The sequence below is a fragment of the Rhizobium sp. CB2179 genome, from assembly GCF_057653455.1.
Genome location: NZ_CM172781.1, coordinates 2,274,623 through 2,289,695 on the forward strand (window position 1 = coordinate 2,274,623; position 15,073 = coordinate 2,289,695).

Annotated in this window: 18 protein-coding genes and 1 pseudogene; 9 read left to right on the forward strand and 10 right to left on the reverse strand. The window is 61.0% G+C overall.

The annotated features are described in order from the left end of the window. The first annotated feature begins 47 nt into the window (after positions 1–47). Together AC244Q_RS11345 and AC244Q_RS11350 are read left to right on the forward strand one after the other, a co-directional pair. Positions 48–917: an NAD(P)-dependent oxidoreductase gene (locus tag AC244Q_RS11345; protein ID WP_012757782.1), complete on the forward strand. Its 870-nt coding sequence runs from the start codon at positions 48–50 to the stop codon at positions 915–917. Next, positions 914–1,597: a DNA alkylation repair protein gene (locus AC244Q_RS11350; RefSeq protein WP_017994333.1), complete on the forward strand. Its 684-nt coding sequence runs from the start codon at positions 914–916 to the stop codon at positions 1,595–1,597. The genes AC244Q_RS11345 and AC244Q_RS11350 overlap by 4 nt, the downstream gene beginning before the upstream one ends. 297 nt (positions 1,598–1,894) lie before the next feature. Here the strand turns inward: AC244Q_RS11350 and AC244Q_RS11355 are convergent, their stop codons facing one another. Continuing rightward, positions 1,895–2,791 (reverse strand): LysR substrate-binding domain-containing protein, encoded by an 897-nt coding sequence (locus AC244Q_RS11355; RefSeq protein WP_113545806.1) that lies wholly within the window; start codon positions 2,789–2,791, stop codon positions 1,895–1,897. A 25-nt stretch (positions 2,792–2,816) separates the two neighbouring features. Here AC244Q_RS11355 and AC244Q_RS11360 point away from each other — a divergent pair, with 25 nt between their 5' ends. Continuing rightward, positions 2,817–3,170 carry a hypothetical protein gene (locus tag AC244Q_RS11360; protein ID WP_128408013.1) on the forward strand — a complete coding sequence of 118 codons (354 nt, stop codon included), beginning with the start codon at positions 2,817–2,819 and terminating at the stop codon, positions 3,168–3,170. A gap of 72 nt (positions 3,171–3,242) precedes the next feature. Here the strand turns inward: AC244Q_RS11360 and AC244Q_RS11365 are convergent, their stop codons facing one another. The 4 genes from AC244Q_RS11365 to AC244Q_RS11380 all read right to left on the reverse strand — a co-directional run bounded on the left by AC244Q_RS11365 (position 3,243) and on the right by AC244Q_RS11380 (position 6,723). Next, positions 3,243–4,265, reverse strand: a complete 1,023-nt coding sequence (locus AC244Q_RS11365) for a porin (RefSeq protein WP_012757785.1) — start codon at positions 4,263–4,265, stop codon at positions 3,243–3,245. A 705-nt stretch (positions 4,266–4,970) separates the two neighbouring features. Then, entirely contained in the window at positions 4,971–5,459 is a 489-nt protein-coding gene (locus AC244Q_RS11370; protein WP_003540387.1) for an Lrp/AsnC family transcriptional regulator, read from the reverse strand. Between the two features lie 69 nt (positions 5,460–5,528). After that, entirely contained in the window at positions 5,529–6,161 is a 633-nt protein-coding gene (locus tag AC244Q_RS11375; protein ID WP_012757786.1) for a uracil-DNA glycosylase family protein, read from the reverse strand. A 4-nt stretch (positions 6,162–6,165) separates the two neighbouring features. Then, complete coding sequence (locus AC244Q_RS11380) at positions 6,166–6,723, reverse strand: thermonuclease family protein (protein ID WP_012757787.1); 558 nt, start codon at positions 6,721–6,723, stop codon at positions 6,166–6,168. Between the two features lie 106 nt (positions 6,724–6,829). On the opposite strand from AC244Q_RS11380, the gene AC244Q_RS11385 reads away from it, so the two are divergent. After that, on the forward strand, positions 6,830–8,365 hold the full coding sequence (locus AC244Q_RS11385; RefSeq protein WP_012757788.1) for a sensor histidine kinase: 1,536 nt from the start codon (positions 6,830–6,832) through the stop codon (positions 8,363–8,365). A gap of 1 nt (position 8,366) precedes the next feature. Here the strand turns inward: AC244Q_RS11385 and AC244Q_RS11390 are convergent, their stop codons facing one another. Together AC244Q_RS11390 and cobT are read right to left on the reverse strand one after the other, a co-directional pair. Beyond that, complete coding sequence (locus AC244Q_RS11390; RefSeq protein ID WP_017994335.1) at positions 8,367–8,750, reverse strand: diacylglycerol kinase; 384 nt, start codon at positions 8,748–8,750, stop codon at positions 8,367–8,369. 126 nt (positions 8,751–8,876) lie between these two features. Further along, the gene (gene cobT, locus AC244Q_RS11395; RefSeq protein WP_113545808.1) at positions 8,877–9,893 is read right to left on the reverse strand and encodes a nicotinate-nucleotide--dimethylbenzimidazole phosphoribosyltransferase; all 1,017 of its coding nucleotides are present in this window, start codon (positions 9,891–9,893) and stop codon (positions 8,877–8,879) included. A gap of 156 nt (positions 9,894–10,049) precedes the next feature. Between cobT and AC244Q_RS11400 the strand changes: the two genes are divergently transcribed. From AC244Q_RS11400 to AC244Q_RS11420, 5 genes are all read left to right on the forward strand, one after another. Further along, positions 10,050–10,832: an adenosylcobinamide-GDP ribazoletransferase gene (locus AC244Q_RS11400; RefSeq protein WP_113545809.1), complete on the forward strand. Its 783-nt coding sequence runs from the start codon at positions 10,050–10,052 to the stop codon at positions 10,830–10,832. Positions 10,833–10,850: 18 nt separating this feature from the next. Then, positions 10,851–11,069: a DUF1289 domain-containing protein gene (locus AC244Q_RS11405; RefSeq protein ID WP_113545810.1), complete on the forward strand. Its 219-nt coding sequence runs from the start codon at positions 10,851–10,853 to the stop codon at positions 11,067–11,069. Next, positions 11,066–11,767 (forward strand): TIGR02281 family clan AA aspartic protease, encoded by a 702-nt coding sequence (locus AC244Q_RS11410; protein ID WP_113545811.1) that lies wholly within the window; start codon positions 11,066–11,068, stop codon positions 11,765–11,767. The genes AC244Q_RS11405 and AC244Q_RS11410 overlap by 4 nt, the downstream gene beginning before the upstream one ends. A gap of 265 nt (positions 11,768–12,032) precedes the next feature. Further along, a complete protein-coding gene (locus AC244Q_RS11415) occupies positions 12,033–12,470 on the forward strand; it encodes an EamA family transporter (RefSeq protein WP_113545812.1) in 438 nt (145 codons plus the stop codon). Between the two features lie 100 nt (positions 12,471–12,570). Then, positions 12,571–13,494 (forward strand): LysR family transcriptional regulator, encoded by a 924-nt coding sequence (locus AC244Q_RS11420; protein ID WP_113545813.1) that lies wholly within the window; start codon positions 12,571–12,573, stop codon positions 13,492–13,494. Here the strand turns inward: AC244Q_RS11420 and AC244Q_RS11425 are convergent. The 3 genes and pseudogenes from AC244Q_RS11425 to AC244Q_RS11435 all read right to left on the reverse strand — a co-directional run bounded on the left by AC244Q_RS11425 (position 13,457) and on the right by AC244Q_RS11435 (position 15,020). Beyond that, complete coding sequence (locus AC244Q_RS11425; RefSeq protein ID WP_113545814.1) at positions 13,457–14,194, reverse strand: SDR family oxidoreductase; 738 nt, start codon at positions 14,192–14,194, stop codon at positions 13,457–13,459. The genes AC244Q_RS11420 and AC244Q_RS11425 overlap by 38 nt on opposite strands. Before the next feature lie 113 nt (positions 14,195–14,307). Continuing rightward, positions 14,308–14,482, reverse strand: a pseudogene (locus tag AC244Q_RS11430) (ABC transporter permease); the annotation flags it as partial. A 112-nt stretch (positions 14,483–14,594) separates the two neighbouring features. Further along, on the reverse strand, positions 14,595–15,020 hold the full coding sequence (locus tag AC244Q_RS11435; RefSeq protein ID WP_113545815.1) for a hypothetical protein: 426 nt from the start codon (positions 15,018–15,020) through the stop codon (positions 14,595–14,597). Between the last annotated feature and the right edge of the window lie 53 nt (positions 15,021–15,073).

Here is a 15,073-nt window from a genome sequence, read left to right on the forward strand (position 1 = left end):
GTTTCGGTTAATCCTCGGGCCTGCACTTCAGGAAAAGGATAGGACATATGGCAAAAGTCGCGTTCATCGGTCTCGGCGTCATGGGGTTTCCCATGGCGGGCCATCTGAAGACGAAAGGCGGCCACGATGTCACCGTCTATAACCGCACGCCGGCAAAAGCCGCCGCCTGGGCCGAGAAATTTTCGGGCCACGCCGCTCCCACTCCGGCCAAGGCAGCCACTGGAGCCGATTTCGTCTTCGTCTGCGTCGGCAATGACGAAGATCTCCGCTCGGTGACATTGGGTGAAAACGGCGCCCTGCACGGCATGAAGCCGGGTTCGGTGCTGATCGACAACACCACCGCCAGCGCTGAGATCGCCCGCGAACTTCATGCCGCGGCAAAGGAAAAAGGTGTCGATTTCATCGATGCGCCCGTCTCCGGCGGCCAGGCCGGCGCCGAAAACGGTGTCCTGACCGTCATGTGCGGCGGCGACGAGGCCGTCTTCGAACGCGCCAGGCCTGTCATCGACGCCTATGCCCGCATGGTTGGCCTGATGGGGCCGGCAGGCTCGGGCCAGCTGACCAAGATGGTCAACCAGATCTGCATCGCCGGCCTCGTCCAGGGACTTGCCGAAGCGCTGCATTTCGGCAAGCGCGCCGGCCTGGATATTGAAAAGGTCGTCGAGGTGATTTCCAAGGGTGCGGCCGGTTCCTGGCAGATGGAAAACCGCCACAAGACCATGAACGCAGGCAAATATGACTTCGGCTTTGCGGTCGACTGGATGCGCAAGGATCTCGGCATCGTGCTCACCGAAGCCCGCCGCAATGGCGCCAAGCTACCGGTCACCGCCGTCGTCGACCAGTTCTACGGCGACGTGCAGGCAATGGGCGGCAATCGCTGGGACACATCCTCGCTGCTTGCCCGCCTCGAAAAATGATCGACCCCTCCTCCGATGCGGCCGAACTGATCGCGCATCTCGAAACCCTGCGTTCGGAGGAGAATGTCGCCGCCATGGCGCGCTTCGGCATCGTTACCGATCACGCCCTCGGTATCTCCAATCCCGATATCAGGGCGGTCGCCAGACTGGCGAAGAAGGATCACCTCAGGGCAATGCAGCTCTGGCGAAGCGATATCCGCGAAGCCCGCCTGCTTGCCCTCTACACAGCCGAGCCGAAGCGGTTGACGTCTGAAGAAGCCCGAAATTGGGCCGCTGATTTCAACTCCTGGGAGATCGTCGATTGCGCCGCCGATCTCTTCGTTGAAGCCCGGCTGGATGAACTCATCTCAGACTTCGCCGCCGACGAGCGTGAATTTATCAGGCGCACCGCCTTCGCCATGATTGCCGGTGCCGCGGTTCACTTGAAGAAGGAACCTGATGCGACCATCCTCGCTTGGTTGCCGCTGATCGAGGCCCATGCCGACGACCCGCGAAACTTCGTGCGCAAGGCCGTGAATTGGGCCCTGCGCAGTATCGGCAAGCGCAATCTCGCCTGCCATGCGCCGGCCCTGGCACTCGCAAGGATCCTGGCGGAAAGCCCTGATAAAACCGCCCACTGGATCGGCAAGGATGCCGCCAGGGAACTGGCCGACGAAAAGCTGTTGGCACGGTTGAGATGAGGCGGGATGCCGGCTCGAATAACTAGAGCCTTTCCGGGTTAGATTGAAGCATTCTGTTGGCTCAAACGGAGTCGGATGGTTGGCCGGCCGGCGCGCGTCGTAGCCAAGCTCTACGGCCAAGCCGGCCGGTCGATCAGCCGGCCCGTTTCAGCCAACCCGAAGGGCCGGGCATCTTTCCGCCAGGACAAAGGCGATCGGCTCGGACGTACCCTGGGGTATGCCCGTCGCCAATCGCCTTTGCCCTGACGAAAACCTGCTCCGGCAGAATGCTTCAATCTAACCCGGAAAGGCTCTAAATCAATGCTGCCTGGATTTTTCGACCAGGAAATCGATCAGGACCCGCACCGCCGGCGGCATGCCCTTCGCTGTCGTGAAGACGATGTAGAACTGGCTCTCCTCCGACTGCCATTCCGGCAGCACCCGCACCAGCTTGCCGGCCTGGAGATCGGCCTCGCAGGCACTTTCGAGCAAAAGCCCGAAGCCGAGGCCGGCACGGGCTGCGTCGAGGATGGCGGTCATACTGCGGCAGGTGAGCCGCGGCTGATGCCGAATCACCTGCTTGGCGTCATTCGGACCGACCAGTTCCCAGGTGTGGAACGACACCCATGACGTCATCGCCAGCGTCGGCAGGTCCGCGAGTTCGTCCACACAATGCAAGTTGCCGGTACGTTCGACGAGCGACGGACTTGCGACCAGGATACGCCTGATACGGTCGAGCTTACGCATCGTCAGGCTCGTCTGCGTCTCCGGCTCGTTGGTCGCCCTCACCTCGAGGTCGATCCGTTCGTTGATGAGATCGGCGCGCCGCTCGGAGCCGATGATCTGCAGCTTGATCTTCGGATAACGTTCCAGGAATTCGGGCAGGATCCCCCCGATCGATATGTCGACGAGACCGAGCGGGCAGCCCATACGCACCACACCTTGCGGGTCGGACTGAGCCTCGCTGACGATCGATTTGGCGCGATCGGCCTCCTGCAGGATGGTCTGGCATCTTTCGTAGAAAGCCTGGCCGATCTCAGTCACCCGGAAGTGGCGAGTCGAGCGTTCTATGAGCCTTGCGCCAAGCCCTTCCTCAAGCCGGCTGACCCGCCTGCTGAGCTTCGAACGTGGTATTTTTAGATCGCGACTTGCAGAAGCGAAACCGCCGCTGGAGACGACAGCGGCGAAATAATAGTAGTCGTTGAGATCGTCCATAAGAACAAGCTATCCGAGAGTAGGAATGAATGCCGGCCCCCAGCAAGGGTTGTATCCTCTCTCCCAAAAAGCTGTGATCACATTGTCGGCATTGGATTTTCTTTTCGCGACCTATTGCGGCAAAGCCAGCCGACGCCGCATAGGCAGACAGACCAACAGCCGTCCGCACGATAATTCTATCGGTGGATCCAGCTCGTTTGAAAGATTGAAAAACGGAGTGCCTCGAGAGGCGAGGCTGGCAGATGCCGACGTGCGATACGCAACGTACCTGTTGGGTTCACCTCAAAAGGCGATTCTGAAAAACGGCATTGAAGACGGCGCTTCAAAAACGCTGCAAGGACGGTCCGGCAGGGAAGACCGGACCCGTCCCCGTAGCTGATCGGAGGTCACTCGGATCAGAAACTGATTTAAGTGCTCCCGGTCCGAAGACCGGGAGCATCCACTAAGTGGATTAGAACGAACGCTGCAGACGGAAGTAGCCCGTCGTGGAGTCGTCACCATCATCCGGATCGAGGTACTGAACCGAAGCCTTGGCGTAGAAGTTGTCGACGATCTGGTAATCAACCGTCAGACCGACCTTCCAGGCATCGCCGAGACCGTCGAAGTCATCCGGAACGGCCTTGTCGCCGCCGAAGTAGTTGCCGTAGTACTGAACGGCCGGCGTGATCTTCAGCTTGTCAGTTGCCTTGATTGCGTATTCGGCAGCAACAGCCCATTCAGCCGAAGAGTAGTAGGAGTTCGGGCCGGAAGAGTATACGCCGGCGAGGCCGAGCGTACCGGGACCGATGTCAACCGTGCCCATTGCACGGACAGCACCGTCTTCGTTGTCGACGTCATAGCCACCGGTGATCTGGTAGCTGAACGCACCGGCAGTGCCACCAACGCCGAAGGCAACGCCAACGTTGTTGGCTTCTTCGTCGGCCTTGTAGACGCCGTCTTCCAGTTCGTCGACGCTGAGGCCAGCGTAGAAGGTGCCGCTTTCATACTGATAACGGATGGAGTTGTGCAGCGTTACAACCGAGCCGATGTCGTCGGTTTCGCCGGAGAGACCATCGTCCCACCAGCTGTAGAACAGACCGGCGCGGAAGCCCGCGACGTCGAGGTAAGCGGAGTCGAGAATGGCGTCCTGATCGGTGGCGTTGTCAGCATTGAACTGCATGACGATGACGCCGGTCAGCGGACCATACTCGGTGTCGCTCTTGGCCGTGAACTGAACCTGACCGCGGGTGACGGCATCCCAGTCCGAATCGCCGCCGACATCTTCGCCAACGTTAACCTGGAAACGGATGTAGCCTTCGATCTTGAGGCAGGTTTCGGTGCCCGGGATGTAGAAGTAGCCGGTGCCGTAAGCGTCGCAGACGCGAACATATTCAACCGGTTCCGGCTCAGCAGCAACAATAGCGTCAGCTGCAAGAACCGGCGTCGATGCAGCAAATGCTGCTGCTGATGCAAGCAAAACCATTCTGATGTTCATTTACCAATCCATTCCTTTGTCGATCGGGGCTGGCTTCAGATCGGGTAGTCGATTTGAAGCCGGCCCAGTTTGAACAGCCATCTCGGCGTGCGGATCGATCGAACCGCCAAACCGTCATCACATACAAGGACCTATCAAGCAATTCTCGATACACGCCAGGTGGGCTCCTTCGAGCAACTTTCCCCGGTGACGTGATTTTTATACAACAACTTCAAATATTTAGGCGAAAAACACGACAAACGGCTCCGCGACGGAAATCCTCCATCGCAAGCCGCAAAACGCTACACCCCATCTGTCAAATTCTCCACCGCTCGACCCCCGTCGAACATACTGGTGAAGCGCATAAACTCTACCGCCGGCTAACAAGCACAAACAAGGCAGCGGTTTAGAACATGGTGTTCTGAATTCGATACCAATGAGACGAAATTATGACATATCGCCCCGTGGTTTCATCAACCATAACCCCGGAATCCTTACTAGGCTATTCACTTTTCCAGGAATTTGGGTCGATTTGAGCGTTTTTTTGCTATTTTTGAGGCTTTTTTGCAATCGCCGACCGCACTGGCCAAAACTTGGTTTTGCGGAACCGGCATTCCCGCTTGCGGCCAGAACACACCCAATAGGTATATCCCCGGTCAGACTCACGCGTGGTCCCAGTCTTCGGATTTGGCATTATCGCGTGCGGTCATGACCGCACGCTTGACCTCAATCCTCGTTGGATTTGGCATTGTCGAGAATCATGTAGTCGAGCGGCAGCTGCGTCGAATACTTGATCTGCTCCATCGCAAAGGCGGAGGAAACGTCGCGAATCTCAATCTTGGCGATCATCCGCTTATAAAAAGCGTCATAGGCGGCAATATCAGGCACGACGACTCGCAGGAGATAATCGACATCGCCGCTCATCCGGTAGAATTCGACCACTTCGGGGAATTCGGCGACCACCTCGGAAAAGCGGCGCAGCCATTCAATCGAATGGGTGGCGGTGCGAATCGACACGAAGACGGTGACCTTGGTGTTGACCTTCTCTGGATCAAGGATGGCGACTCGGCGCTTGATGACGCCGTCTTCTTCCATTTTCTGGATGCGCCGCCAGCATGGCGTCGTCGAAAGCCCCACTTTCTTGGCGAGATCGGCAACGGCAAGCGTCGAATCTTCTTGCAGAAGACGCAGTATTTTTCGGTCGAGGCGGTCCATGCGCACAACAGTCCTTTCGAATTATTTTCTTTGTATAACTCGATTCCGTGCAACTAAAAGAATTTTGTTTCAGGAAAGCAGCATTTTCGTCCGTTCCTGCAAGACCGGGAGCAATTCTTCCTCGAACCAAGGATTGCGCTTCAGCCAGCCGCTGTTGCGCCAGCTCGGGTGCGGCAGCGGCAGCACCGCCGGCGATCGGTTGGACAGAAAACAGTCACGCCATGCCCGCACCGTCTCGGTCATATTGTCCCGCCTTTCACCGGCCATATGCCAGGCCTGCGCATATTGGCCGATGACCAGCACCAGTTCGATCTGCGGCATGGCCGAGATCACCCTTTGCCGCCAGAACGGCGCGCATTCACGCCGCGGCGGCAGATCCGCGCCCTTGTCGTCGTAGCCGGGAAAGCAGAAGCCCATCGGCACGATAGCGAATCGGTCGCGGTCGTAGAAGCTTGCCCTGTCAACACCGAGCCATGATCGCAGGCGGTCTCCCGATGCATCGTCGAACGGCAGGCCGCTCTCATGCACCCGAAGCCCGGGCGCCTGCCCGGCGATCAGGATGCGCGCGTTCGATGAGATCACCACCACTGGCCGCGGCTCGTGCGGCAGCCGGTGTTCGAGGCCTTTTCCCGGTGCGTCTCGACAGATGCGACAGGAGCCGATCTCCTGCCGCAGCATCTCCAGCATGGCTTCGTCGCTCATGACTTTACTCCCATCCGACAGCCTGCCCGATAAAGCGCAGGACGCCGTCGAAACCGGAACTCTGGCGCGCATGGTCGCGCACATCGCGTGGCCGCTCGAAAGTCCCGGCCCAGAGGCCCGCCTTCTGGCCCTTTGCCTCGGCCTCCTCTTTGCCATAATCGCCATAAGAAATGGCCATGCCCCGGCGCACCATGGCGGCATTGATGTCGCCGCCCGCCCCGCTCCGGCAGACGACGAGCAGCCTGTCGTAGCGGTCGCGCCGGCTGCCCTGACAAACAGTTCCCGATGCCAGCACCATATCCTGCAGCGCCTCGCGCGCCGCGCGCCCGCAGGCCCAGGCCTTCCCCGCCCGCTCGCAGCTTTGGTTGAGCTCCGGCGCATCGATGCCTTCGAGGCGCAACCGTTCGCCTCCCAACGCCAGACTGTCACCGTCGGCAGCATGAAAGGCGCCGGCATGCTCGATTTTTGCTGCATCGTTGAGCTTGGCGGCGATCAGCGCCACGAGCACCAGCAGGGCAAAAGCGGTCACGCCGTCGCGAATCAGGCGCAGGCCCCGTGTCACGCTTTCGCCTCCTTAAAAAACAAATCCTTGGCAAAGATGGCAAACATCTTCTTAAGAATTGTCGGTTAAGCTCTTATCCACCCTGGGATGAAGTTTCAACGTGCACATGAGTACCGGCGTAAGCACATCGACCGACAAGATCATCGTCGACAGGTCGCGCAGCCACCGCAACAAGGCCGTTTCCAAGGCCGTGCGGCAGACGCGCGAACGTCTTCAGTCCGGTCATGCGTCAAATTCCTCCTTCGATCGTGACGTGCTCAACATGTATGTGGCATCGGTGCTGCAGAGCGCGTCGCTCATGCCGCTCTTCGTCGTCATCATCACCGCGCTTGGCGTCTATTTCACCCAGAACACCCAATTGCTCTTCTGGGCGCTGCTGACGCTCACCTGTCATACCGGCAATATCCTGCTGGCGCGCCGCGCCCGCCGGCAGGAAATCACCTCCGAGAACGCCCGCAAATGGCGCCGCCTGCTGCTCTCCGGCCAGTTCCTGCTCGGCTGCTGCTGGGCCGTCTTCGCGCTGCAAGGCTGCGACACCTGCGAGCCATCGAGTTTCATTCTCTATAAGGGCGCGACGCTGCTGATCGCGCTCTCCGTCACGGCGATGTCGAACTTCATGCTGACGCCTGCCGTGCTCGCCGCCTTCTCACCGGCGGTCCTGGCGCTCGCCGCCAAGAGCGGCCTGTCGCGCGACCTGCTCGAAATCAGCCTGACGGTGGCCTTCACCACCACTCTTGTCTTCTTCAATTATATCAGCGACCGGCTCTTCAAGTCGAACCTCAGGATTCTCTCATATCAGTCGGAGAAGGACGACCTGATCGCAGAGCTGGAAGTGGCGAAATCGATGTCGGACGAGGCTCGCCGCCGCGCCGAAGAGGCGAACCTCGCCAAGTCGCGCTTCCTTGCCTCCATGTCGCACGAGCTTCGAACGCCTCTCAACGCCATCCTCGGCTTTTCCGAGGTGATGTCGGCCGAAGTCATGGGGCCGCTCGCCAATCCGACCTACAAGGAATATGCCGGCGATATCCACCGCTCCGGCCAGCATCTGCTCGATCTCATCAACGAGATCCTCGACCTGTCGCGCATCGAGGCCGGCAAATACGAGCTGAGCGAGGAGGCGATTTCGCTTCTCGATATCACCGAAGATTGCATCGGCATGGTCCAGCTGCGCGCCCGCGCCAAGAACATTGCCATTTCGGACCAGTTCGAGCGGCAGCTGCCGGCCATCTGGGCCGACGAGAAGTCGATGCGCCAGGTGGTGCTCAACCTTCTCTCCAATGCGGTCAAGTTCACGCCGCAGGGCGGCGAGATCCACGTTAAGGTCGGCTGGACAGCTGGCGGCGGCCAGTACATCTCGATCAAGGACAACGGCCCCGGCATTCCGGAAGAAGAGATTCCCGTCGTCCTGTCGGCCTTTGGCCAGGGCTCGATCGCCATCAAGAGCGCCGAACAGGGTACCGGCCTCGGCCTGCCGATCGTCCAGGCGATCCTTGCCAAACATGACGGACAGTTCCTGCTGAAATCGAAACTGCGCGAGGGCACCGAGGTCATCGCCATCCTGCCCGCCAAGCGTGTGCTCCAGAGCCTGCCGGCCGTCGAGGAGGCTCACGCCGTTGCGCGCAAGCGCAAGAGTTTTGCCTGAATCAGCTAAAGAACAGCTGCTTTCCGAGGACGAAGCCGAGATAGAGGCAGCAGGCGGCAATCATGCAGGTTACCGCGAAGGAGCCGAGATCCTTGGCATGTTTGCCGACAATCGAAATCTCCGGCGAAATCCGGTCGATCACCTCTTCAACGGCCGTATTCATCGCCTCCATCGAAAAGAGCCCGAGAAACAGAAGCACCGCGACGACGATCTCGCCCGCAGTGGCTCCCACCAGCGCCAGCGCTGCGATCGAAGCGATGAAAAAACCGAGTTCCTGACGGAAGGCCGCCTCTTTCAGCACCCGCAGAAAGCCTGCCCAGGAATAGCTGGCGGCGGCGATGAAATGCCGAAGTCCGGTCTCTTTCGTCACCGCAGGCTTCATCAAGATGCCCTTCCTCTTCCTGTTGCATCAAACCGGGGAGCCTCCCCATCAATGAGCGAATACGCAAATACCGAATCCATTTGGGCGGCGCAAGCGAACGCGCGCGGATCGACGGCGCCCACTGCGGCCTTAATGCTTATTCGACACACCCGCCTGGGCGAAGGTCGCCATGCCGGAATGACAGGCGGCGGCCGCCTTGACGATACCGGCGGCAAGTGCGGCACCGGTGCCTTCGCCGAGCCGCATGCCAAGCGCCAGAAGCGGCGTCTTGCCGAGCATCTCGATTGCGCGAAGATGTCCGGGCTCGCCGGAGACATGGCCGATCAGGCAATGATCGAGCGCGGACGGATTGGCGGCCTTCAGGATCGCCGCCGCGGCGGTCGCGACATAACCGTCGATCAGCACCGGAATGCGCTCCATGCGGGCCGCAAGAATGGCGCCGGCCATCGCAGCGATCTCGCGGCCGCCGAGCCGGCGCATGATCTCCAGCGGATCGTCGAGATGGTCGCCATGCAGCGCCACCGCCTTTTCCACTGCCGCGATCTTGCGCTCCAGCATCTCGCCTTCCGAACCGGTGCCGGGTCCCACCCAGTCGCGCGCCGAACCGCCGTAAAGCGCATAGTTGATCGCCGCCGCAATCGTCGTATTGCCGATGCCCATCTCGCCGATGCAGAGCAGGTCGGTGCCGCCGGCGATCGCCTCCATGCCGAAGGCCATGGTCGCGGCGCAATCGCGCTCGGAAAGTGCTGCCTCCTCGGTGATGTCGCCGGTGGGATAATCGAGCGCCAGATCGAAGACTTTCAATCCGAGATCATAGGCGACACAGATCTGGTTGATTGCAGCACCGCCGGCTGCAAAATTCTCGACCATCTGTTGCGTCACCGTTGGCGGAAAGGGCGTGATACCTTGCCTGGTGACGCCGTGATTGCCGGCAAAGATCGCCACCAGCGGCCGGTTGACGGCAGGCGTGCGGCCCGTCCAGGCGGCAAGCCAGAAGGCGACCTCCTCGAGCCGTCCGAGCGCACCCGGCGGCTTGGTCAGCTGCGCGTCACGTTCGCGCGCGGCCACCAGCGCGCGGGCGTCCGGCCCCGGCAGGTCGCGGAGCAGGGTACGGAAATCGTCGAACGGCAGGCCTGAAACGCTCATCTGTGCGGTTTTCCTATAAATCCGGGTATTCTTGTTTTTTCCCCGCAAATCAGCTTCTTTGCGGATGGCAACTCTCTTAAAGCGGGCGGACGAGGCGAACAACTCCAAAAGCGCAGCCGCGACCATAAGCCGAGACCTCCGGCAGAACGAAACAGAATGAAGATCAAGGACTATGCGGTCGATACCGCCCGCGCCGTCGCCTTCCTCAGCCGCATTCCCATGCGGCAATCGCTGTTCAAGGGCTATGACGGCATGCTCGGCCCGCTGGTGCGCTCCTTTCCCTTTGCCGGCATCGTCATCGGCTTCATCCCCGCACTCGCCCTCTTCCTCCTTTTGGGGCTGCGCGCCGATCCGCTGATGGCAGCCCTGATCGCGCTTTCCGTCCAGGTCCTCGTCACCGGCGCGCTGCACGAGGACGGTCTGGCCGATACGGCCGACGGCATCGGCGGCGGCAAGAGCCGCGAACAGAGCCTGCTCATCATGAAGGACAGCCGGATCGGCACCTATGGCGCGATAGCCCTGATCCTCTCCTTCGCGATCCGCGCAGCCGCACTTGCCGCCATCGCCCGCCATTCCGCGCCGCTGGCTGCAGCCCTCGCCATTCCGGCCGTCGCGGCTCTCAGCCGTGGCGCCATTGCCTGGCACTGGCAGCGGTTGGCACCGGCAAAGGCCGATGGCGTGGCCGCCTCGACCGGCCAACCGGACGAGGCGGCGATGCAGTTTGCGCTCGCCTCAGCCGGCCTCGTCGCAGCGCTTCTGATCTGGCCGGCATTCGGCCTGCGGCCGCTGGTCGCAAGCCTGCTCGCCACCGGCATCGCAGGGTTTGCCTTCACCGCCTTCATCCGCCGCAAGCTCGCCGGCCACACCGGCGATACGCTGGGCGCCACGCAGCAAATTTGCGAGATCGCCACTCTTTGCGCCCTTGCCACGGCCCTTTGAAACTCCGATATATCCTCCATGCAAACACCCTGCATTCACGTCTGCTCGCTGGAACCCGCCACCGGATTTTGCGCCGGATGCGGCCGGACTCTTCGGGAAATCGGCAGCTGGATGAGTTATTCCGACACCGAGCGAAGACGGATCATGGCGCTGCTGCCGGCAAGGCTCGCAGGCGCCGCCACGCTGTCGAACCATATGAAAACGAGCCTCGCCGGTGAGTCGGAGCGGCCTTTATGATCCGTTTGACCGTCTTCCTCGTCGTGATCGGCATCGGCCTTGCCGTGCTGATCGTCAACAATGACAGCAGCCGCATCCTTGGCCTGCAGAGCGATGACTTCGGCCGCGTCGTCTATCTGCTGCCGATCGCGCTGATGCTGTCGGCCGGCATCTGGGCGAGCCGGCGCAGCGTCGGCGAAACGATGCGCCAGATGATGATCTGGCTGGTCATCATCCTGGCGCTCGTGACCGTCTACCTCTATCGCCAAGAAGCGCTCGGCGTCGGCAACAGGCTGCTCGCCGGCCTCCTTCCCGGCCGCGCCGTCGTCGTCACCACAAGCGAGGGCGGTCAGGAGATCATCCTGCACAAGCTGCTGAACGGCCATTTCCAAGCCGATGTCGCGGTCAACGGCCAGACGATCGAGATGCTCGTCGATACTGGCGCCAGCATGGTGGCGCTGTCGCGCGAAGATGCCGAACGGATCGGCATCAACCTCTCCCGCCTCACCTATTCCATGACTGTCATGACAGCCAACGGCCGCGGCCGCGCAGCACCCGTCACCCTCGACCAGGTGGCGATCGGCCCGATCGTCCGCAACAATGTCGCAGCCAGCGTCTCCGAGGACGGCCGGCTCGACCAGAGCCTTCTCGGCATGAGCTTCCTGGAAACGCTGGGCTCGCTGCAGATGCAGACCGACGAACTCCGCATGCGCGACTAATTGCGGCTCCACCGCTTTACGGCGACGACCGGATCTGGCAGCTTGAGCGCAAGAACAACAAGACCACAGAGACCAAAAAGAAACTCCTGCCGCATAATCCCTTAAATCGGAATCGATTTAAGGAATTTTGCAACAATTCAAAGTGCTGCAGCGTCCTTTGCGCATCTGAAAAGACGCGCGGCGCTGTAGTCTGGTGGCACCGCATGTTCGACCGGCCTTTGCCCAATGCGAGGCCTTGACCCATGGGTGCGACAGGAGTTTCGCAATGAATTCCCTCTGGCCGATCGTCATCGGCGGCATTCTGCCTGCCATTTTCTGGGGCATCACCGCCATCTTCCAGAAGCAGAGTGCGACCGCCGCCACCGGCTCCGCCGTCTATCTGATCGCCTTCGGCTCTGCCTGCGCGCTCGCCGGCGTGATCGCCGCACTGATCTGGCGCCCTGCCCCCTGGACCGCCGAGGGCCTTGGCTTTGCCGCCACATCAGGCGCTTGCTTTGCCGTCGGTACCGGCCTCATCAGCTTTACGCTCTTCACCTACGGCGTCCCCGTCTCGAAACTCGCCCCAATCTGGAGCTGCAACGTGCTGGTGACACTGGCAATCGGCGCCGTCTTTCTCGGCGAAGCCTCCGAGCTCGACATAATGAAGCTCGTCGCCGGCACCCTCCTCATCATCTCGGGCGCCCTTCTCGTCAGCAGCGCTTGACGGGAACTGGTGCGCCGCCACATGCTCCTGCGTTGCAGCGCCTTCTGCTTTGTTGATATCCTGCGTCCAGGCGCCTCTGCGCGCCGTACCGGAGCTCGACATGAACCCACGACAATTGAAGACATTCCTTGCGGTGATCCGGCACGAAAATCTCACACGCGCCGCTGCCGAGGTCAATCTCGCTCAGTCAAGTCTCAGCGACCAGATACAGGCGCTGGAAGAGGAACTGGGCGCAGAACTCTTCCTCCGCTCCCGGCAGGGCGTCGTCCCGACAGCGGCAGCTTCGGTCCTCAAGGCCTACGCCGAAGAGATACTGGCGCTGAACGACGAAGCAAAGGCCGCCGTCAGCGCCGCAGCCGGCAGTGCGGAGCAGTCCGTCACCTTGGGCACGCTCGAAACCATCGCCACCGAAAGACTGGCGCCGTGGCTGTCACTCTTTCGCGGGAAGAACCCAGACGTCGGCCTCAAGCTCAAGGTCGGCGGCAGCGGCGAATTACCTGCGCAATTGCAGCACGGCTCGATCGACGTCGCCTTCACCTTCGATCGCGGGCAGCAGGATGAGCGCTTCCTGACGCGCCGCATCTGCAGCGAACCGCTGGTGCTGATTGGCGGTCGCGATTCGCAAGCTCGGCTACCTGCAAGCCTCGCGGCACTGAGCACCGCCCCCTTCGTCGCCACCGAAACCGGCTGCGTCTACCGTCACCTGTTCGACACTGCCTTTGCCGAAGCGCAGATTGCAGCACCATCAATCGTCACCGAAGCCGACAGCATCGCGACGATCATCCGGCTCGTCGCATCCGGCACCGGTTATGGCCTCGTGCCGCGCCTTGCGGTCGGCCCGGCCGCAACACGGGGCGACGTCGTCGAACTGCCATGGCCGGGCAATCCACCTGCCGCTTCACTGGTGATGATGTGGCGGCGCAGGCGCGTGCAGCCGCCGGCGCTTACCCTCCTGCTGCAATCGGCAAGCGAAGAACTCTCGCCGCTCAGACCAGCCGATGCCCGCCTTCGACATGCAGGATAGTGCCTGTCGTGAAGCCGTTGCCAATCAGGAAGCGGATCGCATCGGCAATATCATCGGGCCGTCCAACGCGTCCGGCCGGCAGGCGCTGTGCCATCGCATCAAGCGTTGCCTGCTTGGCCTCGCCCGCAACGAAGCTCCAGATCGGCGTATCCACCCATCCGGGCGACACCGCGTTGATCCGGATCGGCGCCAGCTCGATCGCCAGCGCCCTGACCAGGCCTTCGAGCGCCGCATTGACGGCTGCGACCACCGATCCACGCGCCGCCGGCCGGTAGGCCGCGATACCTGACGTATAGGTGATCGATCCTGACGGCGGCAAATGGGCGGCACCATATTTCGCCAGCAGCAGTGGCCCGTAGAACTTGCTCTCGACCACCCTTTGCGCCGCCGCAAGCTCGATCGAAGGCAGCAACTGATAGGCGCCTTCGATATCGGCCGCCGTGCTGACGATGTGATCGACCGGCCCACTATTGCGGAACAGCGCCGCGACCTCTTCCTCGCGCGATATATCGACGGCAACCGTCGCCAATCCAGGATGCTCGCCGAGATCGCGGCGAGCCGCCATGAGCTTACCTTCGCGGCGTCCTGCGATCGTCACCGCCGCCCCTTCCCCGAGCAACCGCGCCGCAAGCGCCAGCCCCATTCCGGAACTGCCGCCAACAATAATGATCCTCGCGCCTTCGATCCTGATATCCGTCATCTGCCATCTCCTTCTCGGCTGATGCAGCAGATGCCTCGGATCAGAGCGAAAGAAAAACGGAAGAAACCGATGGCGTCATCGGGTTTTCCGATGGCGCGTGTTCGGGTGATTGATCAGTTCCGCAGCCGGTAGTCGGTCTTGAAGATCCAGGCGAGCGTTCCCAGGCAGATCACCAGGAACACCGTGATCATCGCCAGGCTGATCGCCGGGTTGACGTCGGCGATCCCGTAAAAACTCCAGCGGAAGCCGCTGAAGATAGGGCACCGGGTTGAAGTGGCTGGCGGCACGACTCGGCGAAGCCTCCGAGCTCGACATAATGAAGCTCGTCGCCGGCACCCTCCTCATCATCTCGGGCGCCCTTCTCGTCAGCAGCGCCTGACGGAAAACTGGCGCAATGCGCTCAGTACGAGATGAGGACTTCACCGATCCTCGGGCGTTGCCTTGCAACCAGCAGAGTCGTGACACCAGAGTCAGCCTCACCGGACAAAATATCGACGGTAGCACGCCGACCGAAGAACTCGATCCGTGATCGCAAATTCCGGAAGGAACAAGAATTGGGCGAGCAATAGATGCTCAATTCACCATGCGCCTCTGAGCCCGAAAACACTGTAATTGCAAGATTAATGCCGAGATCGTCATGCTTGGCGAGACTGCATGTGTCGTCGGGAAGGCATGACACCTCGGCAGAGAAAGGCTCCTTTCCCTCGACCACCACAGCAAAGGTAACCTTGATGGGATGGGCGGCCTCCTGCGATGGGCCTTGCTGCGGTGCTAGGTAATAGATGGATGCGATTGCGAGGCATCCAAGCACATTGCTGCTGACCATCAGATTGCCCCATGACCGATGACCTCTTGCTGAGCAATCTTTCATGTTGAAAT

Coding starts and splice junctions, on each gene's coding strand:
- AC244Q_RS11345 (WP_012757782.1), top strand. CDS start 48: ATGGCAAAAGTCGCGTTCATCGGTCTCGGCGTCATGGGGTTTCCCATG.
- AC244Q_RS11405 (WP_113545810.1), top strand. CDS start 10,851: ATGCAAACACCCTGCATTCACGTCTGCTCGCTGGAACCCGCCACCGGA.
- AC244Q_RS11365 (WP_012757785.1), bottom strand. CDS start 4,265: ATGAACATCAGAATGGTTTTGCTTGCATCAGCAGCAGCATTTGCTGCA.
- AC244Q_RS11415 (WP_113545812.1), top strand. CDS start 12,033: ATGAATTCCCTCTGGCCGATCGTCATCGGCGGCATTCTGCCTGCCATT.
- AC244Q_RS11400 (WP_113545809.1), top strand. CDS start 10,050: ATGAAGATCAAGGACTATGCGGTCGATACCGCCCGCGCCGTCGCCTTC.
- AC244Q_RS11425 (WP_113545814.1), bottom strand. CDS start 14,194: ATGACGGATATCAGGATCGAAGGCGCGAGGATCATTATTGTTGGCGGC.
- AC244Q_RS11360 (WP_128408013.1), top strand. CDS start 2,817: ATGAATGCCGGCCCCCAGCAAGGGTTGTATCCTCTCTCCCAAAAAGCT.
- AC244Q_RS11435 (WP_113545815.1), bottom strand. CDS start 15,020: ATGGTCAGCAGCAATGTGCTTGGATGCCTCGCAATCGCATCCATCTAT.
- AC244Q_RS11385 (WP_012757788.1), top strand. CDS start 6,830: ATGAGTACCGGCGTAAGCACATCGACCGACAAGATCATCGTCGACAGG.
- AC244Q_RS11410 (WP_113545811.1), top strand. CDS start 11,066: ATGATCCGTTTGACCGTCTTCCTCGTCGTGATCGGCATCGGCCTTGCC.
- AC244Q_RS11420 (WP_113545813.1), top strand. CDS start 12,571: ATGAACCCACGACAATTGAAGACATTCCTTGCGGTGATCCGGCACGAA.
- AC244Q_RS11375 (WP_012757786.1), bottom strand. CDS start 6,161: ATGAGCGACGAAGCCATGCTGGAGATGCTGCGGCAGGAGATCGGCTCC.
- AC244Q_RS11350 (WP_017994333.1), top strand. CDS start 914: ATGATCGACCCCTCCTCCGATGCGGCCGAACTGATCGCGCATCTCGAA.
- cobT (WP_113545808.1), bottom strand. CDS start 9,893: ATGAGCGTTTCAGGCCTGCCGTTCGACGATTTCCGTACCCTGCTCCGC.
- AC244Q_RS11355 (WP_113545806.1), bottom strand. CDS start 2,791: ATGGACGATCTCAACGACTACTATTATTTCGCCGCTGTCGTCTCCAGC.
- AC244Q_RS11370 (WP_003540387.1), bottom strand. CDS start 5,459: ATGGACCGCCTCGACCGAAAAATACTGCGTCTTCTGCAAGAAGATTCG.